Source organism: Vibrio sp. R11-SG3-ISO9, from assembly GCF_059834255.1.
In genome coordinates, this window is sequence record NZ_JCBDGU010000043.1 from 1 (window position 1) to 26,222 (window position 26,222).

Below are 26,222 nucleotides of genomic sequence, written 5' to 3' on the forward strand. Positions count from 1 at the left end.
TTAATATGACGCTAAACGTAACTCTCAGCGCCGGAATAACATGCTTTTTAAATTCTAGACACGCTCTTCAAGGCCAAACTTCTTAAAAAAGTCTGATAAATCGAGTGTCGCCAAGTCTTTGAATTCACCCGCATCGTAGAAGCGACCTTTACATGTTGGGCAACTCTCGAACCAGATATGAGGTTGTTGAGGATCGACTAAACGCAGTAACTTGTTATTTGGACAAACAGGACAGCTAATACGATCTACTGCATTAAATGCCTTACCTACCTCTTCGTCACCATCATCGATAACATCTGCTAAAGGTTTCATTGATTCAACTTCACATCGGTCAATCCATAAACCTTTGCAGTCTACGCATCTTTCGACATCACCAAATGGTGTCTGCAGTTGCTCAAAATCGGAGCTACATTTTGGACATTCCATCTTCTTACCTTGCATATCAAATTTTCCTTATGTTATTTCTTCGAGAACAATTCAGTATTTCACCACTGAATAACTCTCTCTGTTTCATATGGATAACACAATACCATCATATCTCGATTATTTTCAGTAACTTAAATCACCCATCTTTTGACTTGGTCACAAAATGTGGATTATTTAGGTAAGGAGATACTCTTAGGGATAGTCAGTTGAGCGGTATCTAGTTAAGAGTAAATAAAATGCAAAAAGCCCGCGATCCTTCTCAGGAGCGCGGGCTTAAGAATTGGTATCTATTGTAATGATCCGTGTTAAGCAGCTTCGAATGCGAGGGCCTTCTTCTCTACTTGGCGGAAAATCAGTGTTAGTAGTCCATTTACGCCTAGGTAGAATGCGCCTGCGATGCCAAACACAGTGAGTGTGTCGTAGGTTTGGCCGTTGATACGCTGTGCGTAGCCCATTAAGTCCATAATAGTAATGGTACTCGCGAGTGAGGTGCCCTTAAACACCAAAATCACTTCGTTTGAGTAAGCTGGAACCGCGCGGCGCAGTGCGTAAGGGAGTAAAACCTTAAGCGTTGCCACTTTGTCCATACCTAATGCTCTACAAGCTTCCCATTGCCCTGCTGGAATCGCGTTGAATGCGCCCTTAAATAGCAGTGTGCTGTATGCCGCAGTGTTCAGAGCGAGAGCCAACATTGCACAGAACCATGGCTGACTTAGCCAAGTCCACATAAAGCTTTCACGAATCCAATCAAACTGACCCGGGCCGTAATACACCAAGAAAATTTGAACTAAAAGTGGCGTACCAGTAAATAAGGTGATGATGCCACGAGTCAGCCAATGAAAAGCTGGCAGCCTTAACACCAAAGTAACGGTCATCAATAGCGATAAGATACAGCCAACAAGCAGCGATGCGCCTGTCAGTTGAATACTGGTCACTAGACCTTCAAGCATTTGGGAGAAGTACTGTTCATTCATGCCATCGCTCCTTTCGCGCCTAAACCTTGGATTGAGTATTTCGCATCAATCACTTTTACGGCTCTTTGCGTCACCAAGGTGATCACTAAGTAAATCGCTGCTGCGGTTGCGTACCATGTAAATGCTTCGTGTGTTGCCGCTGAAGTTAGCTGTGCTTGTTTCAATAGATCAGTCACACCGATTAGTGATACCAACGCCGTGTCTTTTAGAAGAACTAGCCACTGGTTAGTTAAACCCGGCAGTGCGTGTCTTACCGCTTGTGGGAGAACAATCTTGAAGAAAGCGTGCGATTGAGGAATACCCAGTGCGCTTGCGGCTTCTCTCTGCCCTTTGCTCACGGCTTTTAATGCACCACGCAAAGTCTGTGACGCGTAAGAAGCGAAAATAAGTGACAGTGCAACAACACCAGATAAAAACGGGCTCACTTCAACGAAATCGCCAGTGATCATAAACAGCACTTGAGTCGAGCCAAAGTAGATAAATAGCACTACTAAGATCTCTGGCAAACCACGAACCATGGTTACAAACGCCGTGGTTGGCCATTTAATTGCGATACGTCGAGACATCTCTCCACTCGCAAACAGTACTGCTAAAACTAATCCGACTAATAGGCTTACAAAGGCAAGCTGAATGGTCATCCAGCTTGCTTCGACGAGCCCTAGAGAGTAACCCGTTAATTCCATATTACTTACCGAAGTACTTGTTGAAGATCTCGTCGTATTCGCCGTTCGCTTTCACTGCTGCTAGCGCTACGTTTAGTTGGTCAACTAGCTCTTGGTTGCTCTTGTTTACTGCGATACCAAAGCCATTGCCGAAGTATTCTTGGTTAGTTACTTGGTCACCAACGTACGTTAGGTTGTCTTGCTTTTTGAACCATTCAGCCACAACCGCTGTGTCGCCAAATACTGAATCGATACGACCGTTCTTCATGTCGATGAACGCATCTTGGTAGCTTGAGTAAGGTACTGCAGTTACGCCAGTCATCTGCTCTAGTAGGTAGCTTTGGTGCGTTGAACCGTTTTGAACACCAACACGCTTGCCTTCTAGCGCTGCTTGGTCTGCGACTTTACCTTCGATAGAAATGAAGGCTGCAGAGTTGTCATAGTATGCGTTAGAGAAGTTCACCTGCTTTAGACGAGCATCAGTAATATCCATCGCCGAAATTGCCGCGTCGTAACGCTTGAATTTAAGCGCAGGGATCAGGCTATCAAATGCTTGGTTGTGGAAAGTACACTTCGCTTTCATCTCTTCACATAACGCATTCGCTAGGTCAACGTCGAAACCTTGGATTTGGTTATTTTCATCCATGAACTCGAATGGTGCGTAAGTCGCCTCCATTGCAAATTTGATCTCTTGTTGTGCTGCTGCGTTGAAAGAAGCAAGGCCGATAAGTGAAGCTAGTAGAATCTTTTTCATGTTGTTACTCCGAATACTGCGTAATTACGGCCTGTGGCCATTCTTATAATTGGATTGTTTTAATCTATGTTGTGTTTTAGCTAAATCTGGCTTTTGGGGTAGATTTAGTGAGTAAGATATTCAGCAAACTCAGGTGTCTGAGGATTGATAAACGCATCGCTCGTGCCGTGCTCTACGATGTACCCTTTTTCCAGGTAAAGAACATGGCTAGCAATCTTTTTCGCAAAGTCGACTTCATGAGTGACTACCACTTGAGTGATGCCGGTTCCGCTTAACTCTTTAATAATGCTGACAACTTGGTTGGTGATTTCAGGGTCGAGCGCTGCAGTTGGTTCATCAAACAGCAGCACGTCTGGCTTCATCATCAAGGCACGTGCAATCGCGACACGTTGTTGTTGACCACCTGAAAGTTTTAACGGCCATGCGTCGGCTTTGTCCGCTAGTTGCAGTGTTTCTAGTACTTTCTTCGCTTGAGCAATCGCCTCTTGCTTGTCCATTCCTGCAACTTTGAGTGGCGCTTCAATCAGGTTTTCAATCACCGTCATGTGTGGCCAAAGGTTGTATTGTTGGAAAACCATTCCAACTTTACGACGAAGTTGCAGCCCCTGTTTCTCTGGGATTGAGCTTGAAAAATCAAACGACTCACTAGCAATCTCTAGTTGGCCATCATCTGCAATTTCCAACAGGTTTAATACACGAAGCAACGAGCTTTTACCCGCGCCACTTGGGCCAAGTAAAACCAGTGTTTCACCGCTTTCGCAATTGAACGAAATATCGTGAAGAACTTGGGTGTCGCCGTACGATTTATTGATGCTCTTTACTTGAATACTCATGCCAAAATACTGCATTAATTGTCATTTGTTGGTTATTCTATTCACTAAGACTTTTTATGCAAGAAAAATGTATAAAAATTTACTTTGTTGAATTTTTGTAACAAACATTGCGCAAAATGTAGACTATTTATCTGGTCGTATAAATTTCGAATCTATCTCATTGAATTAAAAGTAAGGTGCTCAAATTAGCAAACGTTTGAACGCAGTTTTATAAAACAAGGCTTTGATAATGACGTTCTCTTTACGTTCAGAAAAATAGAGATATTCGATGAATAAGTATTGGAGGAATCAACTCGAAAAGAGTTATGAGTAACCACTTAATCAGGTGTGAGATGGTTTAAAATAAACGCGGTGAGTCATATAGTTATGAGAAGTAGTAATCCCCAAGATCAGCTTGTATCGCACATTACAACCAGCGATAACGTGCTTTAATGGGTTATCAATCAATACTAAGGTAGTCTAATGTCCGACCCTGCTTCTACGCTTGAAGAGCAAACCACACCGCCACCGGAACAAACAAAAAAGAGCTTAAAGATCTTGCTTGAGCTATTTCAGTTCATTAAGCCATACCGAGGAAAAGTGGCCATTGCGCTGATAGCTTTGATTTTTACCGCAAGTCTTACGCTTACTGTCGGTCATGGTGTGCGTATTCTTATCGACCAAGGCTTTACCCAACGTTCAACCGATGAGCTGGGGAACGCGATTCAATTTATGTTGGTGATCATTGGTTTGATCTCTGTCGGGACCTTCTTCCGCTTCTATCTGGTTTCATCGGTTGGTGAGCGTGTCAGTGCCGATATACGCTTAGCAGTGTTCAAGCATGTGGTCTCGCTGCACCCGAGCTATTTTGAAACCAACGGCAGTGGTGACATTATGTCGCGTATCACTACTGACACTACCCTGCTACAGAGCATTATTGGCTCATCGTTTTCAATGGCGATGCGCAGCGCGTTGATGTGTATTGGCGCAGTGATCATGCTGTTTGCGACCAATATCAAACTCACCCTAATCGTATTGGCCTCTGTTCCCTTTGTTCTGGTACCTATTTTGGTTTATGGACGACGCGTAAGAGCTCTTTCACGCCAGAGCCAAGATTCAATGGCCGACGTCGGCTCTTATGCTGGCGAGGCAATTGAGCACATCAAAACCGTCCAAAGCTATAGTCACGAGCAACAAGAGATAGCCTCATTTGGTAAGGAAGTAGAGAAAGCTTACGAAATTGGTCGTCAACGCGTTAAACAGCGTGCGATTCTAATCTCTGGCGTGATTTTGATTGTGTTCAGTGCTATCTCAGGAATGCTTTGGGTTGGTGGTAGTGATGTGATCAATGGCACTATGTCGGCAGGTGATTTGGGCGCATTTGTGTTTTACGCAATCATGGTCGCCTCATCGCTTGGCACCATCTCAGAGGTGATGGGTGAACTTCAACGTGCAGCAGGTGCAACTGAAAGGCTGATAGAGATTTTGCATGTTGAGAGTCATATTGTTGCGCCTGTTAGTCATCCTCAAACAACCAAAGGATTAGCGGCGGAAGTGGCTTTCAATGATGTCACCTTTAGCTACCCTTCTCGCCCAGATGATCCAGCTACGACGGCTCTCACGATGACAGCGGAAGAAGGAAAAGTATTGGCGCTCGTTGGACCTTCCGGTGCCGGTAAAACAACCTTGTTCGAACTACTACAACGATTCTACGACCCACAAGTTGGCAGCGTTACACTTGGTGGCGTGCCTCTTCATCAGTTTGACCCTAATGAGCTACGTTCACAAATGGCATTAGTACCACAACAACCTGCATTATTTAGCCACGATGTGTTCCACAATATTCGTTACGGGAATCCTAGTGCGACCGATGAAGAAGTTATTGCAGCCGCGAAGAAAGCCCATGCTCACGACTTTATTATGTCGCTACCTGAAGGCTACAACAGCTTTTTAGGTGAGCGCGGTGTCCGCTTATCTGGAGGACAACGCCAACGTATCGCGATAGCTCGTGCGATCCTAAAGGATCCGAATATTTTATTATTAGACGAGGCCACCAGCGCACTTGATAGTGAAAGTGAGCACCATGTTCAGCAAGCTCTTGAAGAACTTATGAAAGGTCGAACTACACTCATCATCGCCCACCGACTTTCTACCATCAAGCACACCGATCAAATTGCCGTGCTTGACCAAGGTAAGCTAGTCGATCTGGGCAATCACGACTCGCTCATGCAGAGCTGCGAACTTTATCAGAGACTGGTGGAGTTACAGTTTAAACACGTCCGCGGATAGCTCAGGGCTTGATGAGTATTTGCTCATCGGTCACAAGTCACAGCTCGCCATTTTCAATGTTGCAGCAATGTTAAAATGGCGATAGTGTTTTTATTCCAATAACTCATGATTTCTCAAAGATCATTCTAACCACAATAAGAGAGTCTGCATGGAAGCACTATTATCTGAATACCCTGTAATCACTGAAATCCCCGTGGCTTGGGGAGAGATGGACGCACTCAATCACGTGAACAACGCGGTCTACTTTCGCTATTTTGAAACCGCTCGCTTAGACTTTTTCAAGCACGTTGAACTGATGGAAGAGATGGCTGTAACCAAAGTTGGTCCAGTACTCGGTGATACTTACTGTAAGTATTTCCGCCCAGTCACCTACCCTGACACATTATTAGTCGGTTCAAAAGTGACAGAAGTTCAAGACGACCGTTTCACAATGGAATACGCTATCGTCAGTAAGGCGCAGCAGAAAGTCACCACCATCGGCACAGCCACTATCGTTATGTTTGACTTTGCATCCAATCAAAAAGCACTACTCTCTGTCCGACTGCTCAATGAAATTCAGAAGATGAGCACACTTAAAAGCCCATGCTTTAAGCAAGAAACAGTCGCTGAATAACTAGATACATTTCAAAGGATTAACAAAGGCTACTCGATTGAGTGGCCTTTGTTTTTATATGGAGTTCAGTTAGCTAACAAGGCTTTATGGACATCAAGCCAATGATTGATGTGCGCAGCAACTTGCTCAGGCTGCTCCATTGTTGATAGGTGTCCACAGTTAGGAATCACGTGCAGCGACACATTCTCGATATGTTTTGCCATCAGTAAATGATTATCAATAGGACACAACAGGTCATCTTTGCCGGTAATCACTAACGTCGGTATTTTGATGTCCCCTAGCAATGGTCTTGAATCTGGTCGTGTTGCTAAGGCGTGAGCATGTGCTTCAAATCGATTAATACCGACATCGATCGCCATTTGAGAGATTTGCTCCGTAAGTTGCTGGTTGTGCAATTGGCTTGGATGAATTAGCACAGGCATCAGTACATCAGGAGTGATTGATTCAAACTCACCAGCTTTTGCTTTGTCGACTAACGCATAACGCTTTTCCGACACCTCTGGCTTTTCGTCAGCGGAGTTAGTATCCATAAGGATTAACCCTTTCACCCTTGTTGGCGCTTGACGTAATACTTCAAATGCCAAGATACCACCCATTGATAAGCCGCCAAGCATAAAGGTGTCTGGGGCATCCTCTAACACTTTACTCGCTAAAGCCTGCATGGATGTTTCTGCCGCTAAGTCACTTGTAAAAGGAGCCACCCAATCGGGCAGCTCTCTATTGACCTCTCTAAACAAGGCTTCATCACATAACAAACCAGGCAACCATAATAGTGGTACTTCTGGTTTCATCATTAACTATCCTGCAATGTTTGCGGTTGGTCAGAGCCAAGAACCACATAGGTGAAACTAGTGCCGCGAAGGTTTTCAAGGCTATAAGATGACCCAACTGGCACACTGAATACATCACCCGTCGTCAGCACTAACTGAGCTTGTTCACCATCTTGAACTAAATTGAGTAAAGTATCCCCTTCAAAGTTAATCAGCACCTGTTTTTCATCACGCTGATGAACCGGAATACTCGCACCTTCCGTCAACTCATACGCCATAATACTCACGTCATCGACACTCTTCACTTGGAAGTCGTACTCTGCCTCTGGATGACCAGTCAGTGCGTATTGTTTAACGTTAGGGTTAGAAAAATCACCCGTGATCTCACGATAATCTTTCTTCAACGCAACAAAAGGCATCATCTGTTCTGCTGTATAGCTATCGAATTGAGACAACTCCTGCTCTGTGAGCAATGGCATCAGTTCGGATTCATTTGGCGCAGCGTCGCCATCAATGGTATCTACCAGCGTACCGTCTGCTTTTAGGTATAAACCGTAACCTTGGCTGTCTTTAATTACCCTAGGATGCCAAACCACACCACCGCCCGAGTTATCACCACCTAACACAGAGTACATAAAGCCGTAATCACGCCCTACAACCTCAAACCCACGGAACAGGTTAGTAGGAATCGAGATAACATCGCCGTGCGACAATATCGCTTCGTGTTCACCTTCGTTGCCCCAGTAGAATCTAAACTGACCTTTGAAGACCACGAATAGCTCAGCAGTGTGATGAGAATGCAGAGAGTTCTTAATGCCTGGAGGCTGACCCGCAGCACCAATGTTAAAGCCTGCTGTTTCACGGATATGAACATGTTGACGGCTGCTTTCAGCCACACCAGCACCGATGATACAGAAGTTGTCTTTTAGGTCGCTTCCCGGAGTACGTGCATCAATGAAAGCACTCGTGCCTGGGATAAGCTCCATGTAACGAACGAGATTGTTATTTATTGTATTTTGTAGGGTCATTCTAAATTCCTTCTTACCTAACCTAGCGGTCTTCCACCATCGACTGCGATGGTGTTACCGGTTGAAAATGTCAGTAGCTCTGCAGCTGCATAAACGGCGTTGGCAACTTCTTCGTCACTCGCTAATCGTTTAAGCGGTGTTGACTGCTCTTGTGCATTGCGCCATTCATCATCTAGCCCTTTAACAAATTCGGTATCCACTAAGCCAGGAGCAACAGCGAGTACTCGGATATCTGGAGATAAAGCACGGCCTAATGAACGAGTCATGTTTTCAACCGCTGATTTACTCGCACAATACGCCACGTTACTACCCATTGCCGTTTGTGCTGCGATCGAAGTGATGTTCACTACGCAACCCTTAGCGCTGCGAAGTAAAGGTTCAAACGCTCTAACCATCGCAAATGGAGCTCGAACATTGACGCGGAAGATCTTGTCTATCAGTTCATCATTCAAAGACGCTAAATCATTGTGCGCGACAAACTTTGTCATACCAGCACAGTTCACCAGCAAATCTAATGAATCCGACGACTCTTTAACTTGGTCTGCTAATGCGCCAATCGCAGAGCTGTCTTCAACATTCAGTTGATACATGGCATGACCTGAACCTTGTAAGCCGTCCAAGATCTGTTGTGCGGCAACCTCATTACTGTTGTAGGTAAAGACAACGCGATAGCCAGATTGCGCTAATTTGTGACATATGGCGGCACCGATGCCGCCACTGCCGCCTGTAACTAAGGCGAGTTTTGTCATGTTATGCCTCTACCGATTTTTCTTTGTAACGGCGTACACGAATGTCTGCTTGCTCTTTGTGGCCAGCGAAACCTTCTAGTGCACATAGACGTGAACAGTACTCACCTACTTTTAGCGAAGCCGCTTCAGTTACGCGCTGGTAAGTACATGTTTTAATGAATTTACCAACCCACAGACCACCGGTGTAGCGTGCTGCTTTGTTTGTTGGCAGTGTATGGTTAGTACCAATACACTTATCGCCGTAAGAAACGTTTGTCTCACGACCTAAGAACAATGCGCCGTAGTTAGTCATGTTGTCTAAGAAGTACTTAGGATCTTTTGTCATTACTTGTACGTGTTCAGAAGCAATGTCATCTGCTACTTCAACCATTTCTTCGTAGCTATCACACACAATAACCTGACCGTAATTTTCCCAAGCTTTACCAGCCACTTCAGCAGTAGGAAGAATCGTTAGCTGACGCTCAATCTCTTTTACTGTCTCTTCTGCAAAAGTCTCGCTATTGGTTAGCAGTACTGCTGGAGAGTTGTAACCGTGCTCAGCTTGACCAAGTAAGTCTGCAGCAGCTAATTCAGGGTCACATCCCTCTTCGTCTGCAATCACAAGCGTCTCTGTTGGGCCAGCGAACAAGTCGATACCAACACGACCAAACAGCTGACGTTTTGCCTCTGCAACAAATGCGTTACCAGGGCCAACGATCATATCTACTGGAGCAATCGTTTCTGTACCAAGTGCCATCGCCCCTACCGCTTGTACGCCACCAAAACAGTAAATCTCATCCGCACCCGCCATCGCCATTGCCGCAACAATCGCCACATTTGGTTGACCGTTAAAAGGAGGAGCACAAGCAATCACACGCTTCACGCCAGCCACTTTTGCAGTAAGAACACTCATGTGCGCTGATGCAACCAATGGATACTTACCACCTGGGATGTAACAACCAACACTGTTTACTGGCACGTTTTTGTGGCCCAGTACAACACCTGGCATGGTTTCAACTTCTACGTCGTGCATTGAATCACGTTGGATCTGAGCGAAGTTGCGAACCTGTGTTTGTGCAAATTCAATGTCGTGCTTGGTTGATTCGTCCAATGCATCTACACATGCCTGAATTTGGTCATCTGTTAAGCGAAACTGCTCCGGAGACCAGTTATCAAATTTTTCTGAAAGCTCACGTACTGCACTGTCACCTTTCTTTTCGATGTCAGAAAGAATGTTCTCAACCGTTTGACGTACTTGCGCGTTGTTTGATGCTGATGCTTCTTCAGTGATGCCGTGTTTTAGAATGCGAGCCATGCTTAATTCTCCTTGTGGCGTATGCCTAGTGTTTGCTTATGTGTAGTTTTAACAGAGTTTACTTTTTGTTTTTGCATGCTTTTGGATACGAATGCAAAACAAACATAAACATTTTTTTAACACTTGGCAAATTCATTTCTAAAGTCGAAAAATCAAATACAACTTATTGTTTTAAAGCTGAAAATTATTTTAATACGGCCAGATACGGTACCTATCAGATTAAAACACAATCAAAATATGTTGCATTGGTCACATTGTTTTTACTCTTTTTTTACAACAACACATGTTAAGTTTTGCATACCTTTGCAAAAGCGAACAAAAAGTAATGGAGAATAAAAGTAATGGATAACTTTAAGAACACACTAAACAACACTGAGCTACTTGGGACCTTCGTTAAAACGCCACACCCACACATCATCGAGGTGCTTGCGTTGGCAGAACTCCCTTTCATTGTGCTAGATGCGGAACACGCCCCTTTTGATCGTTCGACACTGGATAGCTGCATTCTTGCTGCGCGCGCTAATCAACTCCCTTGCGTGGTTCGAGTTCAAGATAGCCAGCCATCGACCATTTTGAATGCGTTAGATTGCGGAGCGACAGGAATCCAGGTCCCACACGTATGCAGCGCCGAGCAAGCAGAAAAATTAGTGAAGATGTCCCATTACGGTGAAGGTGGTCGAGGCTACGCAGGCTCAAGCCGCGCAGCAAAATACGCAACCAAACCGATGGCCAACCACCTTAAAGATAGCCAGAACAACACAGTTGTCATTGCACAAATTGAAGACCCAGAAGGTGTGGTAAACGCTGAATCGATAGCAAAAGTGGAAGGCATTGATGCCCTGTTTATTGGACAAGTCGATTTGGCCGTGTCTTACGGAGCTGAAAGTGTGAATGATGCATGCGTGCGAGAAGCGAGCATCAAAATAATCAAAGCAGCTCAGCAAGTTAATAAGCCTGTTGGTATGTTTGTCGCAAATGCCCAAGCGGCTCGTCACTGGAAAGAGCTTGGCGTTAACTTCTTTTGCGTCGGATCTGAACACAAAATGATCATTGATGGCTTTCGAAATGAGCAAGCCGTCATGAAATCATAATTTTTGTTTGTGATTTCAAATGTTACACGTATTGTAATTATCAAACCTTGCTCATTAGGGCCTGTTGACCCATACAAGGTGGCGCTTGGATTTATCGCGATATAAGGAGATTCACCATAAAAGCGAAAGTTACCTCTATTGATGTTGCCAAAATGCTTGGCGTTTCTCAGTCTACCGTGTCTCGGGCATTTAGCCCTACAGCGAGCATTAGTGAGAAGAAACGTAAAATGGTTATGGATGCCGCGACCAAGCTTGGCTACACGCCCAATGCGATCGCTCGCAGCCTTATTTCCAATCGTTCAGGGTTAGTCGCTATCGCGCTTGATAGTGAATCAAACCCAATGTACGACTTACAATCTCGTGCGCTCGCAATGGAAATTCAAAAGCGTGGTGGGCAAGTTGTGCTTTGCCCCATCGACAAAGACGACTTAGACCTTGCCATTTCACGTGCAATTGAATATCAGGTTGATGGCTTGATCATTGCCACCAGCCGTCTCACCTCTCGTGCGTTTGCACAATGTGAAAAATTTGGTGTTCACCTAAGCCTAATTAACCGCTATACGGAAGGCATTAACGCCAACAGCGCTGGTCTAGATAACCAAAAAGCCGGCATGCAAGCTGCGAATTATTTGCTTGATAAAGGCTACAAACAGCTGGCTTACATCAGTGGCGATGCAGGCTCAATGACCAGTGACAAACGTTGGTTAGGCTTCTCTGAAACCGCAAAAACGCGTGAAGCCGCTTCACCTATCTTCATCAATGCGAAATACAGTTTTGAAGCGGGATTAGAGGCAGCCAAAGAGTTAATGGAGCATACCTCTAAGCCAGATGCTGTGTTCTGTGCCAATGATATCCTAGCTATGGGTGTTATGGATGGTTTGAGAAAGCTCGGATGTCATATCCCTCAAGACTTTGCAGTCATGGGCGTGGATGATATCCCTATGGCAGCTTGGCCAAGCTATGATCTTACCACCATCGCCCAGCCTATCGATAAAATTGTGAAAAGTGCCGTCGAAGATTTAATGCAACGAATTAACGACAACGAAGACGCGAAAGGCGAGTACCTACTTGAACCCGGCATCATCATTGAGCGCGGTAGTACTTCACTTAGTTCATAGACTCTTTCTCGTTCACACGAGATCATCTTACAAACCTGTACAATTTAACTGCCAAATTTAGACTAAAAGCCCTAATCTCAAGTTAGGGCTTTTTCAATCCAACCATTCCCAAACTTATCGTTGCATGCGAATCCATTTTTCATTAAACAAATCCAAACAAAAAATTAACAACCTAAGTAAAGTTCCATCGTATAAGAATCATTACTCTAAATTTTCTCTCGTCATGGCTTCGATATGACAGATCGCCACAGCACGTTCTCTGATTCTATAACTATTTCTCCATCACATTAATTATCATTTAAATACAATGACTTAAAGATATTTTTGCTTTATTAAAAGCCAATCATGTGGTTTATATACACTCGATAAATAGTGAATCACCACTCAATCACCTCAAAGATAACCGTATTTGTGGATTTGTTAAAAAACAGATCTAACCCACAATAAAGAAACATATGCAAAACACCTCATTGACACAATGGCAACAAAAGGCAATATTGGATACGTAACCAAAACTAATTCAATAACGAAACTTTTGACGCATCGGGAGGCGATTAATGGCTATGGTTGGCTTTGATTCTAAATGGCAAGATTTTCCAGACTACATATTAGGTATCACTAAAGAAATTTGGGAAGGTCGAGGCCTGAGTACCCTTCATGAGTATTACTCTCCTGACATTATCGTCCGTACACCACTCTCCATCACCAAGGGAAATGAACAGGTTATTAGCGCGACCATGGGGACACTTTCAGAGTTCCCAAACCGTACCCTGCTAGGTGAAGATGTTATTTGGTCAGGTACACCTGAACAAGGCATGCTTTCATCACATCGAATCATTTCAACAGCCACTCATACGAATGATGGCGTATTTGGTAAAGCTACCAACAAAGCTCTTAAGTTTCGAATTATCGCAGACTGCCATGCCATCAATAACCAAATCGATGACGAATGGATGATCCGAGACATCGCTGCGATTGCAAACCAACTGGGTATGACGTCAGAAGAGTACGCCCGTCAACAAATTGAAATGGAAGGTGGCGTTGATAAAAGCCCGTACCCTTTCACTCCTAAAGTCGACATTCAAGGCCCTTACCTTGGCGTGGGTAACGACGATGAGTACGGTCAGCGTTATGAAGACATACTGCGCCGTGTAATGAGTGCTGAGTTCTCAGTCATACCAAAAGAATACGACCGAGCTTGTATCGGTGAATACACAGGTGGACAAACTGCGCTTTCTCATAATGAAATCGACCAATTTTGGATGTCACTCCGCTCTTCCTTTCCGAACGCTGAGTTCAAGATTCATCACCGTATTGGTCGCAATGACGAAATGATGTCACCACGCGCTGCGATTCGCTGGTCGCTACAAGGCAAGCATGAAGGCTACGGTATGTTTGGAAAGCCTACAGGAAAAGACGTTTATATCATGGGCATCAGCCATGCAGAGTTTGGGCCTTGGGGTCTACGCAGAGAATTTACACTACTTGATGAAAGTGCAGTCTGGAAACAGATTCTAATCCAAATCGGTTAACTATATAAGGAAGTAACATGTTTAACAGCTTGATTGAAAATTTCTACAACACGTATTTTAACGCTCACTCCTCAGAGCGTACTCAAGTCGCTCACGAGATGCTAAACGCAGACGTTAAATGGTGCGTCGCTCACCCAATTAATGACGTATCTGGTGTCGATGCGACCGAGCAAGCATTCTTATTGCCTCTAGTAACCTCGTTGCCTGATGTTGAACGACGTCCATCAATTGTTATGCAAGGTGAATACGAGGGCCGTACTTGGATTAACTCTACCGGTTATTTTGTCGGTACATTTGCCCAGCCGTTATTTGGCATTCCAGCAACAGGAAAAACGCTCTACTTGCGCTACACCGAAATGGTTTGTATCCAAGAAGGTCAAATTGTCGAATCCTACCTAATACCAGATTTTATTGATGCCATGAACCAAGTGGGTGTTAATCCGTTACGAGCGAGCCTAGGCCATGCTGGATTAGTCCCTGCCCCAGCGACTCAAGATGGCATCTATACAGGTAGCGTCGACACAGAAGAGAGTGAGAAGAGCCAGAAGTTAGTGCTAGATATGTTGGCTTGCTTGGGCCGATTTGACGGAAAGCGTCTTGATTCAATGGATCTAGAAAACTACTGGCATGACGATTTTATGTGGTACGGGCCTGCTGCAATTGGTACGACACGTGGAATCCAAGGTTTCCGAGACCACCATCAAGGACCGTTTGTATTTGCGTTCCCTGATCGAAGTGTCGATATCGAGCTCAATATTTTGTCCAAAAATGACTACGTATCCACAGGCGGTTGGCCTCACATGCACGGTACACACACTGGCAGTAGTGGCTGGCTGGGGTTAGCGCCTACAGGCAAACACATAGAGCTCCGCGTTATGGATATCTGGCGTCGAGAAGGTGAATTGCTCAAAGAGAACTGGGTCGCTATCGATATCGCACACATGTTAAAACAGCTCGGTTACGATCTGTTTGCACAAATGGATGAACAATTAAAAGGACGTGCGCATGTATGAGTTTGGAGCTTTAAACTGGACTATTCTGGGCACTTATATCGTCCTAACTTTAGTTATGGGTGCGATCATTGGTAAGCGTGTCGCTTCCGCCAACCAATTCGCACTCGGCGATAGAAACATCCCTTGGTGGGCGATCGGTATTTCCGTGGTGTGTACCTACGTCAGTGCTATGTCCTTCTTGGGTGGGCCTGCTTGGTCTTATAAAGAAGGCTTGTCGGTGATCGCTATCCACTTGAACTACCCTCTGGTGATCTTCTTTATCGTTGCTGTGTTTATGCCGTTTTTCTACAACAACGGTCTCACTTCGATTTATGAGTACCAAGAGCGACGCTTTGGTAAAGCCTCACGCATCACTCTGTCTTTGATATTCTTAGTCAAACAGGCGATAAGCTCAGCTGCGGTATTGTATGCTACTTCTCTAATCCTTGAGTTCATTACTGGTATCGACGTGACTTACTGCATCGTCATTGTTACTGCAATTGCACTGATTTATACCGTAATGGGGGGAATTGCCGCCGTTATTTGGACTGACGTAATCCAAGCAGTCATTTTGTTTCTTGGAGCATTTATCATCATCGAAGCGGTTTGGAATGGCATGCCAGAACCAATGACCGAAGTGATGCAAGATCTCAAGTCACAAGGCATGACCAATGCACTACAAACTAGTTTAGATTTGAGTCAAGTTACCACTGTATGGGCTGGCGTTATCGCAATGACAATGTTCCATACGACTGTGTATGGCGGTAACCAGATGATGGTTCAGCGCTGTATGGCGGCTAAAAATATGGGTGACGCGAAAAAAGCGATGCTAATGATGGGTTACGTTGCTTTCTTCATCTACTTTGTATTCATTCTATTGGGCGTGTTATTTAACGCTTATTACGATGGTAAAGAGTTTGAGAACGGCAATACTATTATCCTTCACTATGCCAGTGAATACGGTATGCCAGGGCTGATGGGAATCATCGCGGCAGCCATTCTTGCAGCAAGCATGTCGAGCCTAGATTCAGCTTTTAACTCTATGGCTACCGTCTCTGTTACTGACTTCTATAAACGCTTCTACAAGAAAAACGAGTCAGAAGAACATTACCTCAAAGCGTCGCGTTTCTTCACGGTTATGTGGGCGTTATGTATCATCATTCCAGCCTTCATGTTTGCAACCAGTACTGGCTCAGTTTTAGAAATCCTGAGTAAAGCGGGTTCCTATTTTGTAGGTGCAAACTTCTGTATGTTCGTGCTTGGTTTCTATTCCAAACATATTACTGAAAAAGGTCTGTTAATTGGTGTCGCTGCAAGCTTCTTGGCGATTTGGTATGTTGCTGTTGCGACAGATATTGCTTGGCCTTGGTACTGTGTTATCGGTGTCTTAGTCAATACTGTTGTCGCTTACGCTGCCAGCTTATTGCTAACCGGAAAACAGACGAAAATGCACCTCTACACCGTAAAAGGTCAACAAGCAGAATATGCGCGTTTGAACAAGCCGATCAAAGAAGATGGTTGGTATGTGGTGCCGGGTAAAATCGATGCACCTTGTTGGGGACTGCTCGTGATGTTTGTATTCTCGCTCGTTCTACTTTGGGGGATTAACGAGTTCATCGAGAATGCACCGATGTTGATTAACTTTATCCGAATCTGCTCTGTTATTGTTGCGGCAAGTGTGATCGGTTACATGATTTACTCATACAAGCGCTCTAAGCCATCAAATGAAGTAGAACAAATCAGCTAAGGTTCTGTTTAAACTCAACCGGCTCCAATGCAAATAGTACTAATGCAAAAGGGCTTAATGCAAAAAGGCTCACTATCACAGTGAGCCTTTTGGTTTCTGGCAAACGCTAACGATGTTTTAAGCGTTATTCTTTACAACCCTTGAACGTACTGGTTGTTGGTTCTGATCTGCACTAAGTGGTTTAAGTTGTCTGTTGCAGCTTGGTCACCTGTTACTAGCGCTTCAAATTGCTTAATCAGCTCTACCTTGTCCGCTTTCTCTTTTGACCCCGAACCGATGTCAGTTAAGTCGATAAAGAACTCGTCAAACAGGTTTGAGAGATCCGCAACCGCATCTTGGTTTAAAAACTGCTCATGGTTGTAAATGCTTGGGTAGCCGCCCTTCTGTTTATCTACCGCAAACGAAGTGCCTTTCACATTGGTAATCGTGGTTGCTTTCTCACAACGCAACATACAACCGTCTTCAATAGCAGGCTTGTTACAACCAACAGTTCTTTGGAAGAAACACTGGCGACTGGTCATCATCAGAATTGGATGATAGATGCTGTAGTAAAGCTTAAAGCCTTCAGGACGACGAACATGGCGCAGTTGGCCTTTGTTCAGCTCGTTTGAAAGGAAAGCACCCGTACAGTTCAATTGCTCTTTCAATGTGTACAGAGCGTGCGAGTTGGTCGTGTTCATGAATGGACCCGCCACCCACTCAATGCCCATCTCATAAGCCTTGTAAGCGATACCTGTGTTGTTGGTAACAATTCGTTTCGGCTTAACGGTTTCAAGAATACGTATTGCTTCAATGTAATCTTTGCCAATCAGTACAGCTGGGAACCAGGGGATCAAGCGTGGGTTCTCAGACAAGATATCAATGTACTTGTTGTTGCGCTTTTTGTAGCTCTCAGGCAGCTTGAAGTAGATGTCCGCATCCGTCACATCACAAAGGTGCAGATCGGCAGTGTCAGCAATCAACATAGACAGGGTCGGCGTCTCGTTTACTTTGCCAAACTTAGGTAAAGCAGGAACATCAACATTCTTAACAACGTCTACAGAACCATTCAGGATAAAGTCAATCTCTTCTTTTAGCTGGGTTAGCTCTTTCAAAGAGACAAATAGACCTTCATTGAACTGCTCAAAATCATAACCTTCAAGTGAGTGAATACCGCTGCGAAGTGATTTGAAGCGTTTCTCTAAAATTTCCTTGGTAAGTGTTTTCTCACCATCTGCAATCAATACAGATTTAGACTTCACTTCAAAGTTCTCTTTGTCAGAAATAACTGAAACCACTAGAGGCTCACCTTCACAGGCACTGAACGAAAGTTTGATTGGTGTTTTGCGGATATCCAGATACTGAATTTTGCTGCGCATCTCATCACCCAACACATCTTTCGCTGCGTGAAGGTCTTTGCTGACATCTTCGATTTGAACAACTGATATCGCATCGTCAGCATTAGGATCAAACTGTTGAACCTGTTTCGCAGCCTGCTCTACCGCGTAGTTTTTACTGTTATCACGCGGGTTATCGATGAACATGTCTTTCGTTAAGTTGCCCTTCAAGAAAGAGTTGGTGAAATCACGGTTAAATACCTTGTGAAGGTTTGAATCGTCACCTATCAGATCGCCACTCTCGATAAAGCTGTCGATCTGCTTACGCCATGTATCGATTACTGTATAAACATAGTGAGCACCCTTGATACGGCCTTCAACTTTCAACGAGTCAACCTGAGCATCGACGAGTTCTGGTAAGTCAAAGTAAGCAGAGTTGTCTTTCAGATTAAGTGGGTAGCGGTTACCTGCATCAGTAATCTCGTATTCATCACGACACGCCTGTGAGCAGCGACCACGGTTACCTGAATTACCGACACTCACTGAGCTTGAGTAACATTGACCAGAAAACGCGATACACAGAGCGCCATGAACAAAGACTTCTGTTAGAACATCGTGGTCATGCGCAACTTGAGTCAACTCTTTAATCTCAGGCAGGTTTAACTCACGTGATAAGTTCACGCGTGACGCACCAATCTTAGCCAAGAACTTGATTTGGCCTTCGTTGTGCGTCGTTAGCTGGGTAGAAGCGTGAACATCGATTGTTGGAAAGTATTTCTTCACCAGATCAAACAGACCCAAGTCTTGGACAATGATGCCATCAACCTTGGTGTTCACAAGCTGGTTTAATAGCTTACTAATGTTCTTAATTTCGCTCTCAAGTAACACGACATTCAGGGTCAGAAAGATCTGACAACCGTACTCATGAGCAAGACGAATAATGCCGTTCAGCTCGTCTAAAGATAAATTCGAGGCGCGGTTACGGGCGTTGAATGTACCCAATCCACAGTAGACCGCATTAGCTCCTGCTACGATAGCTGCTTTAATCGCCTCTACATCGCCACCTGGGGCTAATAACTCAATTTTTCTGCTCATTTTTGAAGTCGCTCACTTACTTATAATTTTTAAGCCGCGTATTCTACCCACATCACCAACCCTTTACCACCGCACAGCAACTTTTAAACCTAATGACAACAAAGACTCTTCATGACTTGCCTATCCTTTACTCACTGCGTCGCTGCCCTTATGCAATGCGTGCTAGGCTAGGAATTCTCCTTGCAAATCAACAAGTCTTAATCCGTGAAATTGTCACTAAGGATAAGCCAGAAGAACTGCTGGAATGCTCACCAAAAGGTACCGTTCCTGTCTTAGTCTTACCCAATGGAAAAGTTATTGAGCAGAGTTGGGATGTGATGATGTGGGCGCTTCAACAAAACGATCCTCAAGATCTTCTTCGTTCGAGTAACCCTTCACTCAGTGAACAAATCCACCAGCTCATTCAACACAATGACAATGAGTTTATTGGTCATTTAGAAAAGTATCGCGCCTCTGTTCGCTATCGAAATGACGACATCGAGCAGCGTAGAAACTTGTGTGAAGTCTTTATCACTGAGCTTGAAGGTAAACTCGCCCAGCACGACTATTTGTTTGGAGATTCACCTAGCTTAGCCGACTTTGCCGTGATGCCTTTCGTTAGCCAGTTTGTAAGAGTAGAAAAGAAATGGTTTGTGCAGTCTGAATACCAGAACGTCGGACGTTGGTTACGAACTCACCTCGAAAGTAAATTCTATACCCAAGTAATGAAACAGTACCCATTGTGGAATGACACCAAACAAGATTGTCTTTTTATATAAGACCAAATTGCAAAAGTGCCGCTCACACCGAGCGGCTCTTTTATTTCATTAAGTTTTACACGATATATCGCTGCTCAAAGATTATTGAATCGCAATTGAAATCTCGACTTCAGTTTCACCTTTGTACAGCTCAAAGTCGGTTGTGTACGTTCGTGTATGTGGGCAATCAGGCTCGTTAAAATACGCCCATACTTCTCCCCACAGATCGATCACCGCTTGTGGCAACTCGCCTTTTGCAGAGAAAGTAAGATATTTCCCAGCCTCAATCTTTGTTTCGACAAGTTGGTCAATGGTGTTATCAGTGAGCGCATTAGTACACGCAATCACATCAAAATCACCTGTAAAATCCGACTCATAATTGGTGTACACACCGTATACTTTTGCTTCTGGGGTCAGCTTAGGAAAAGCTTGGTCGTAAAAGCCTTGCCACAACTCACCAATTTTCGCCTTAGCTGGGTCAACTTCATCGGTATTATTCGTTCTTACCGCAAAGCCATACGCTTTTACTGCCTCTAATGTTTGTTCTTTCACTCTTCTATTCCCTAAGCCATACTAACGTATCAATTGTTAAGCCGAGTCAATTTTAGTCTTGGATCTCTTTATGTCCGCACTTTTCACAAACAACATGGCGAGAAAATTCATCCATCGCAGCGATAAAACCGCCAAGAAACCAGCCTTTGACCAGACCGGAAATAAACTCAAGCCACTTTTGATTTGGTTTACCCGCGAATTCACTCTCCTTTCTCACCAAAACAACAACATGTTGCGTACGCTCACGACAAGATGTGCAGTAGCAATGCTCAATCGAAGTATTCATATGTCACCCCTACAAGGTTTTGAAAAATTTTTGCTTAAAATGGGGGTTATCGACACACACTTCTAATTCAGCAATCCCTGTCAATACAACAAGTTGTTCTTGTCCAGCGATACTTAACTTAATGCATTCATCTTTGTCTTGGTTACGTTGGGTATCTAAAGCAACACCCTCGATCTGTTCTCCAGAGTGTAAAGTGAGCTTAACTGGGTACCTGTGCATACACACAATTTCAATATAATCGTAATCACTGCAACTAATCATAATGCCTCCCAATCTTTCACCACGTTAATGCGGCATACCGTTCTATGCAAACTGTTTATTAACCATCGTTTACTCAAGTCACATTGAAACAGCACATACTTAAAGTACTCGTTGTTTTAATCATAGACCCACCTTTAAACACCGAACTTACTTAATAACGTTCGTTTTATTGCGCTATCTATTCGTTTGATTACACTGAAGTTATTGGACAGTGAATAATATGGAACGTTATGAACTTAAAACCCCTAGCCGCAAGTGCTCTCGTGCTCGTCTCTACAACAGCAAGTGCGGTGAGTTTTATAGACCAAATCGATGGTCACTTAGACATGGGTGAATACCTAGCTGAAAATGCCTATGGCTTTTTACCCGTCCCGATTCTGATTACAGAGCCAGCGGTTGGCTACGGTGGTGGTTTCACCGGTATCTTCCTTCATGAATCAGAAGAGCAGAAAAACACACGCAAAGCACTGGCGGAGAAGTCCCTTGATGGAGGCGCACAACTCTTAACACCTGCGATCACCGCAGTCGGTGGCTTCGCGACAGAGAATGGCACTTGGATGGCATTTATCGGTCACAAGCGAAGCTGGAAAGAGGATTCGATACGCTACCTTGGTGGTTTGGGTTATGGTGATATCAATATGACTTTCTACCGACAAAGCTCATCAGATGCTCTTTCCCCCCTAGCCCCAAATGAAGGTATGGAGCTTGGCTTAAAAGGCATGGGAGGGATACAAAAGCTTCAATTTAGAATCCACGACTCTCCGTGGTTAGTCGGCCTATCTCAACAGTTTTTTGCACCTAAATTGTCACTCAATAACCACCCCAAAGCACAAGAGATCCTAAACAATATTGGGAATACCTCACCGACTTCATCAGGCTTAGGCTTAATCGCTGAGTACGACAGTAAAAACAGCTTTCTAAATCCAACTCAAGGCTATAACTATGTCGCCGAGTATCTATGGTTTGGTGATGGACTTGGCAGTGATTACAACTACCAAACGTTCAATCTAGAAGGACTGAATTATTGGGAACTCAACAAAGAATGGAATCTTGCGTTGCGCGGACAATACAAATCCTTATCAACTGATGAACGCTTTCTATCACCTCAATACTATCCAGACATTCAGCTAAGAGGTATTGCAAGAAACCGTTATCAAGGAGAGCATACCTTTGCGGCAGAGGTGCAAGTAAGCAAACAATGGACGCCGCGTTGGTCAACAGGTGTGTTTACTGGGATTGGTTATGCTGGCGACAGTGACAGCGATATGTTCGACCAAAGCTCACACTCAGCGTATGGCGTTGGTTTCCGATACCTTATCGCAAGACGTTATGGCCTAATATCAGGGATTGATATTGCGTTTAGCGAAGAAGATACCGCACTCTACTTTCAAGTCGGAGCCGGTATCTAGCTATATCACGATTCAATAGACCGGGTGGAAGGAATTAAGCAAAGGTCTTCCAATACTGGTACAAGCCATCGATATCAGAAGAGCACATCAAGGACATTGCACCTTTGATTTGCTCTTCATTCCATTCCCACCACTTCATTTCTAGCAACTGTGCAATTTCAGTTTCACTAAAACGATAGCGGATATGACGAGCTGGGTTAGAGCCGACAATTGAGTATGGCTCAACGTCTTTGGTTACGACAGCACGACTGGCGATAATGGCACCGTCGCCAACCTTTACGCCACTCATGATCATCGCCTCTGTGCCTATCCAGACATCATTACCAATCACGGTGTCTCCAGAACGTTCAAAGCCGTCGAGCGCTCCTTCGAATTTTTCATCATCTTGGTAGAAAAATGGAAATGTACTCACCCACTGATTTTGATGACCTTGGTTGCCCGCCATCATAAAAACGGCACCAGAGCCAATCGAGCAGTAGCTGCCAATGATTAATTTATCGACGTCGTCTCTATCGGGCGTAAGGTAACGGGCACAATCGTCGAAACTGTGATTGTGGTAATAACCAGAATAGTAGCTGTGTTCACCAACAATGATGTTCGGATTAGTCACTTGGTCTTTAAGAGACTTGCCCGCAAAGGGACTTTCAAAATAGTTATTCAAAGGTAGCTTCTACTTAACGGAAGAATAAATTCAAAATCAGCGTTACGAATCATCGCCACAACTGTCACAAGCTTGATAGGTTCTGTCGCCTTCATTGATGACGATAAAAGAGGATACACACTGTTCGCACAACACACGCTTAGGATAGGCGTCTTTTTGTTTCTTGGCGTTAATATCGCCTTCAACAACGTAGATTTTTCTCATGGTAATTCTCGGCAAGATACAAATATTGCCCTTGATTGTTTCAACAGGGTTTCGTATCTAGTTATAGATTCGCACTTAAACTAATAGTCAAATGCTGCGTTGCCTGAATTGTATGCCGAAAATCGAGACAACGCATTGAAAATCAAAATAGAAAGAAAAGATTACTTAGGTTGCCGCTGTTACCCAGTCGATCGCATCGTCATATTCCGTGAACTGTTTGACTTCACCCGCGATAAATAAGCTACCAACTTTGGAAGCGAGCTCTTGCCAGCCCTTATCACCGTATATTGCAACTCTGCCTAGATTGGTTCTAAGCTTGATACCCAGTTTTAAGTCGTCCCATGCGGCGCGGATATCCCAGCCGTTTAGCTCTTTGATATCAGCAACCATTTTAATGTTTTCAGAACCAACGGTTTTCAGTGCCGACTCTAGTTTGGGGGTTAAGGCGAGATAATCTTGGTGGGTCAGATGGCCTGTTGCTTTGAACATCAGGACATATTCGTGGTCGATTCGCTCTACTCCAACGGATATTCCATGGCGATCATTATTCATAATGCATTCCTCTCTCGTTAGTCTTCAAAATCTACCTAATAGCTTACGATATCAGTTGAGTACTTATTGAGAGCCAGTGGCAAAAAAACAGTAATCGGTCGGTTTTTGTTCTCAAATTTACAAGATATTTAAGCGCTTGTATAAGCCAATGTAATTCTTAACTCATTGATATTCAGGCAACGCTGAGTGAACTATCAGGGTAATAGAAAGTTCTTCCTTTAGAACAAATAGATATGAGCATTTTGTTTAATATGAGATCCGCTCGAAGGAATTTTATTGGTGAAATTCTATGCTATTTATAGACCCTAGATAAGAGAGGTGAGCTATGGAATACAAACACATACTCGTCGCGATTGAGCTGTCACAAGACACAAATATCTTAATTGATAGAGCGACATTTTTTGCCAACAAACTCGATGCCGATCTTTCTTTCGTTTATATCGATGGAACACATGGTGAGATATACCCTGAGCTGGTGGATATCAAGCAGCACACTGGCGAACTCCCATTTAATGAAGATGCTGTTAAACAATTAAGAGATTTCGAAGCGTACTCTGAGCACAACATCAAGCACCTGTTTATGGGTACTGGTGATTTGACGGATAAACTGAAAGAGACCGTCGCTGCTAACCAAGTCGACTTTTTGATTTGTGGTCACCACCATGACTTTTGGAGCAAAATCATCTCACACTCCAAACAGCTTATTGATAAGTCACCGGTCGATATTTTAGTGGTGCCAATCGAGTAGTGGTTACGTGATTTAACTTCAAACCCTACCGAGCATCGCGCTTCTGCTTCAATCAAAGTCCCGCTCGGTAGGCTTCCTTCCCCTTTGATTTTTCTAGCTCTTTTAACATGCTTACCTGATCGATCCCCTTTAGCAAACCGTAATTATCGCTAGTTATCTATTCACGAGATCCCAATCAAGAGAACCACAGTGATGAGAAAAATTGGCCTTTACTGTTTTACTAATGACTTACGTTTTACGCACAACGAGCTTTTATCACTGGCGTGTGATCAAGTTGATGAACTCATCGGCGTCGTTATGCCTATCCAAATCTCTCCTTTCGTTCAACATCACTCTGGTGAAGACCAAATTGGGGAACAGAGGCTATTGTTCTGGCAACAATCTATTGAGGATCTCGCAAAACGATTCGAAGCCCAAAATCAAAGCTTATTTAGAATGCACTCCAGCGAAGCAGACGACTTAATTCAGTTGATAGAAACCTGCCAAGTGAACAACATTTATTGTAATCAACATCCCGGCAGTGATGAATCCGAACTAGTACGAGAGGTGCAGGAGTCATTACCCAACACAAAGGCTATCTCTACCAACAACAGCACACTGCTAGACAAAGCTGATCTACCTTTCGATCTAAACAAGCTTCCCAAATCATTTACTCGCTTTCGTAAATTGGTTGAGGCAGATAACAAGCTGTTAAACATCACAGAGCATAGTCCCACACCTGTGCTCCCTAAATTGCCAAATGTGTTGAGAGATAACTTAAACATCGCGCCTAATATCTCTGCCATAAACACCTCAGACACGAATCAGATTACGCACGCATCGAGTCAAACACGCGTGGGACTTTTTGACGGTGGCGAAAATGCCGGGATCGCCCACATAACAGATTACTTCCGACACTCTTATGCTAGCCACTATAAACAGACTCGAAACGCGCTCGATGGTATGAGTCACTCAACCAAGTTCTCACCTTGGTTGGCATTGGGCTGTTTATCACCAAAGACGATTGTCAGCACACTACGCCAATATGAACAACAGTACGGATCAAACGAGTCAACGTACTGGATTCAGTTTGAGCTTCTGTGGCGTGAATATTTCTACTGGCGTGCTAGAGCTGCAGGCAATGCACTATTTACTAACTCACAAGACAGTCACGCTTTAAGTACCAAAGCCCACGATATAAGTACCAAGGACAAAACAGCTTTCAATCGATGGAAAATGGGTAACACCAACTACCCTATTGTCGATGCTTGCATGCGAGAGCTGAATGCCACGGGGTATATATCTAACCGGGGCAGACAACTAGCGGCGAGTTGCCTTATCTACGAGTTGGGTTGTGATTGGCTTTGGGGCGCAGCCTATTTTGAAACTCAACTCGTCGATTACGATGTTGCGTCTAATTGGGGAAATTGGTCTTACATTGCAGGTATGAATGGGCAACAGACTCGCCACTTTGATCTTGAAAAGCAGACGCAAATGTACGACCCGCAACACGAATTTATCCAACGTTGGGCGACCACTAACGAACTGTACCAGATTGCCAAATAGGATTA

27 protein-coding genes are annotated in these 26,222 nt (G+C 44.2%); 11 read left to right on the forward strand and 16 right to left on the reverse strand.

The features are described from left to right. Positions 1-54: 54 nt before the first annotated feature. The 5 genes from AC6R05_RS13645 to artP form a co-directional block, all read right to left on the reverse strand. Positions 55-426, reverse strand: coding sequence for a zf-TFIIB domain-containing protein (locus AC6R05_RS13645; RefSeq protein WP_306416905.1), 372 nt, complete (start codon positions 424-426; stop codon positions 55-57). Positions 427-731: 305 nt separating this feature from the next. After that, positions 732-1,400, reverse strand: a complete 669-nt coding sequence (artM, locus tag AC6R05_RS13650; RefSeq protein WP_500647684.1) for an arginine ABC transporter permease ArtM — start codon at positions 1,398-1,400, stop codon at positions 732-734. Further along, positions 1,397-2,083 (reverse strand): arginine ABC transporter permease ArtQ, encoded by a 687-nt coding sequence (artQ, locus tag AC6R05_RS13655; RefSeq protein ID WP_032548972.1) that lies wholly within the window; start codon positions 2,081-2,083, stop codon positions 1,397-1,399. The genes artM and artQ overlap by 4 nt, the downstream gene beginning before the upstream one ends. A gap of 1 nt (position 2,084) precedes the next feature. Continuing rightward, entirely contained in the window at positions 2,085-2,816 is a 732-nt protein-coding gene (locus tag AC6R05_RS13660) for a lysine/arginine/ornithine ABC transporter substrate-binding protein (protein WP_150872528.1), read from the reverse strand. A 104-nt stretch (positions 2,817-2,920) separates the two neighbouring features. Then, complete coding sequence (artP, locus tag AC6R05_RS13665; RefSeq protein WP_500647685.1) at positions 2,921-3,649, reverse strand: arginine ABC transporter ATP-binding protein ArtP; 729 nt, start codon at positions 3,647-3,649, stop codon at positions 2,921-2,923. 462 nt (positions 3,650-4,111) lie between these two features. Here artP and AC6R05_RS13670 point away from each other — a divergent pair, with 462 nt between their 5' ends. Beyond that, entirely contained in the window at positions 4,112-5,917 is a 1,806-nt protein-coding gene (locus tag AC6R05_RS13670) for an ABC transporter ATP-binding protein/permease (RefSeq protein ID WP_500647686.1), read from the forward strand. A 148-nt stretch (positions 5,918-6,065) separates the two neighbouring features. Beyond that, entirely contained in the window at positions 6,066-6,530 is a 465-nt protein-coding gene (locus tag AC6R05_RS13675) for an acyl-CoA thioesterase (protein WP_150872559.1), read from the forward strand. 65 nt (positions 6,531-6,595) lie between these two features. Here the strand turns inward: AC6R05_RS13675 and AC6R05_RS13680 are convergent, their stop codons facing one another. Genes AC6R05_RS13680 through hisD form a run of 4 tightly spaced genes read right to left on the reverse strand, consistent with a single transcriptional unit; the run spans position 6,596 to position 10,371 of the window. Further along, the gene (locus AC6R05_RS13680) at positions 6,596-7,321 is read right to left on the reverse strand and encodes an alpha/beta fold hydrolase (RefSeq protein WP_500647940.1); all 726 of its coding nucleotides are present in this window, start codon (positions 7,319-7,321) and stop codon (positions 6,596-6,598) included. A gap of 2 nt (positions 7,322-7,323) precedes the next feature. Next, complete coding sequence (locus AC6R05_RS13685; protein ID WP_500647687.1) at positions 7,324-8,328, reverse strand: cupin domain-containing protein; 1,005 nt, start codon at positions 8,326-8,328, stop codon at positions 7,324-7,326. 17 nt (positions 8,329-8,345) lie between these two features. Then, positions 8,346-9,077 (reverse strand): SDR family NAD(P)-dependent oxidoreductase, encoded by a 732-nt coding sequence (locus AC6R05_RS13690; RefSeq protein ID WP_500647688.1) that lies wholly within the window; start codon positions 9,075-9,077, stop codon positions 8,346-8,348. Between the two features lies 1 nt (position 9,078). Next, positions 9,079-10,371: a histidinol dehydrogenase gene (gene hisD / locus AC6R05_RS13695; RefSeq protein WP_061031088.1), complete on the reverse strand. Its 1,293-nt coding sequence runs from the start codon at positions 10,369-10,371 to the stop codon at positions 9,079-9,081. A 341-nt stretch (positions 10,372-10,712) separates the two neighbouring features. Between hisD and AC6R05_RS13700 the strand changes: the two genes are divergently transcribed. From AC6R05_RS13700 to AC6R05_RS13720, 5 genes are all read left to right on the forward strand, one after another. After that, the gene (locus tag AC6R05_RS13700; RefSeq protein WP_500647689.1) at positions 10,713-11,462 is read left to right on the forward strand and encodes an HpcH/HpaI aldolase family protein; all 750 of its coding nucleotides are present in this window, start codon (positions 10,713-10,715) and stop codon (positions 11,460-11,462) included. A gap of 152 nt (positions 11,463-11,614) precedes the next feature. After that, positions 11,615-12,580 carry a LacI family DNA-binding transcriptional regulator gene (locus tag AC6R05_RS13705; RefSeq protein WP_500647690.1) on the forward strand — a complete coding sequence of 322 codons (966 nt, stop codon included), beginning with the start codon at positions 11,615-11,617 and terminating at the stop codon, positions 12,578-12,580. A 557-nt stretch (positions 12,581-13,137) separates the two neighbouring features. Further along, the gene (locus AC6R05_RS13710; RefSeq protein ID WP_500647691.1) at positions 13,138-14,112 is read left to right on the forward strand and encodes a nuclear transport factor 2 family protein; all 975 of its coding nucleotides are present in this window, start codon (positions 13,138-13,140) and stop codon (positions 14,110-14,112) included. Between the two features lie 17 nt (positions 14,113-14,129). Then, positions 14,130-15,125, forward strand: coding sequence for a nuclear transport factor 2 family protein (locus AC6R05_RS13715; protein ID WP_500647692.1), 996 nt, complete (start codon positions 14,130-14,132; stop codon positions 15,123-15,125). After that, positions 15,118-16,851 carry a sodium:solute symporter family transporter gene (locus AC6R05_RS13720; protein ID WP_500647693.1) on the forward strand — a complete coding sequence of 578 codons (1,734 nt, stop codon included), beginning with the start codon at positions 15,118-15,120 and terminating at the stop codon, positions 16,849-16,851. The genes AC6R05_RS13715 and AC6R05_RS13720 overlap by 8 nt, the downstream gene beginning before the upstream one ends. Positions 16,852-16,982: 131 nt before the next feature. Here AC6R05_RS13720 and AC6R05_RS13725 read toward each other — a convergent pair whose 3' ends face one another. Further along, the gene (locus AC6R05_RS13725; RefSeq protein ID WP_500647694.1) at positions 16,983-19,262 is read right to left on the reverse strand and encodes a peptidase U32 family protein; all 2,280 of its coding nucleotides are present in this window, start codon (positions 19,260-19,262) and stop codon (positions 16,983-16,985) included. A 155-nt stretch (positions 19,263-19,417) separates the two neighbouring features. Here AC6R05_RS13725 and AC6R05_RS13730 point away from each other — a divergent pair, with 155 nt between their 5' ends. Then, positions 19,418-20,020, forward strand: a complete 603-nt coding sequence (locus AC6R05_RS13730; RefSeq protein WP_500647941.1) for a glutathione S-transferase — start codon at positions 19,418-19,420, stop codon at positions 20,018-20,020. Positions 20,021-20,101: 81 nt separating this feature from the next. Here the strand turns inward: AC6R05_RS13730 and AC6R05_RS13735 are convergent, their stop codons facing one another. Genes AC6R05_RS13735 through AC6R05_RS13745 form a run of 3 tightly spaced genes read right to left on the reverse strand, consistent with a single transcriptional unit; the run spans position 20,102 to position 21,098 of the window. Further along, entirely contained in the window at positions 20,102-20,551 is a 450-nt protein-coding gene (locus tag AC6R05_RS13735) for a GyrI-like domain-containing protein (protein ID WP_500647695.1), read from the reverse strand. A gap of 52 nt (positions 20,552-20,603) precedes the next feature. After that, positions 20,604-20,837, reverse strand: a complete 234-nt coding sequence (locus tag AC6R05_RS13740) for a hypothetical protein (RefSeq protein WP_500647696.1) — start codon at positions 20,835-20,837, stop codon at positions 20,604-20,606. Between the two features lie 9 nt (positions 20,838-20,846). Continuing rightward, positions 20,847-21,098, reverse strand: coding sequence for a Rho-binding antiterminator (locus tag AC6R05_RS13745; protein ID WP_285400928.1), 252 nt, complete (start codon positions 21,096-21,098; stop codon positions 20,847-20,849). 230 nt (positions 21,099-21,328) lie between these two features. Here AC6R05_RS13745 and AC6R05_RS13750 point away from each other — a divergent pair, with 230 nt between their 5' ends. Next, positions 21,329-22,507: a BamA/TamA family outer membrane protein gene (locus tag AC6R05_RS13750; RefSeq protein ID WP_500647697.1), complete on the forward strand. Its 1,179-nt coding sequence runs from the start codon at positions 21,329-21,331 to the stop codon at positions 22,505-22,507. A gap of 34 nt (positions 22,508-22,541) precedes the next feature. Here AC6R05_RS13750 and catB read toward each other — a convergent pair whose 3' ends face one another. The 3 genes from catB to AC6R05_RS13765 form a co-directional block, all read right to left on the reverse strand. Continuing rightward, complete coding sequence (catB, locus tag AC6R05_RS13755) at positions 22,542-23,168, reverse strand: type B chloramphenicol O-acetyltransferase (protein WP_500647698.1); 627 nt, start codon at positions 23,166-23,168, stop codon at positions 22,542-22,544. 42 nt (positions 23,169-23,210) lie between these two features. Beyond that, positions 23,211-23,372, reverse strand: coding sequence for a hypothetical protein (locus AC6R05_RS13760; protein ID WP_500647699.1), 162 nt, complete (start codon positions 23,370-23,372; stop codon positions 23,211-23,213). Between the two features lie 165 nt (positions 23,373-23,537). Then, complete coding sequence (locus AC6R05_RS13765; protein WP_032548940.1) at positions 23,538-23,924, reverse strand: SpoIIAA family protein; 387 nt, start codon at positions 23,922-23,924, stop codon at positions 23,538-23,540. Between the two features lie 325 nt (positions 23,925-24,249). Between AC6R05_RS13765 and AC6R05_RS13770 the strand changes: the two genes are divergently transcribed. Together AC6R05_RS13770 and AC6R05_RS13775 are read left to right on the forward strand one after the other, a co-directional pair. After that, positions 24,250-24,672: a universal stress protein gene (locus tag AC6R05_RS13770; protein ID WP_032548939.1), complete on the forward strand. Its 423-nt coding sequence runs from the start codon at positions 24,250-24,252 to the stop codon at positions 24,670-24,672. A gap of 192 nt (positions 24,673-24,864) precedes the next feature. Beyond that, positions 24,865-26,217, forward strand: a complete 1,353-nt coding sequence (locus AC6R05_RS13775; RefSeq protein ID WP_500647700.1) for a DASH family cryptochrome — start codon at positions 24,865-24,867, stop codon at positions 26,215-26,217. The last annotated feature ends 5 nt before the right edge of the window (positions 26,218-26,222 follow it).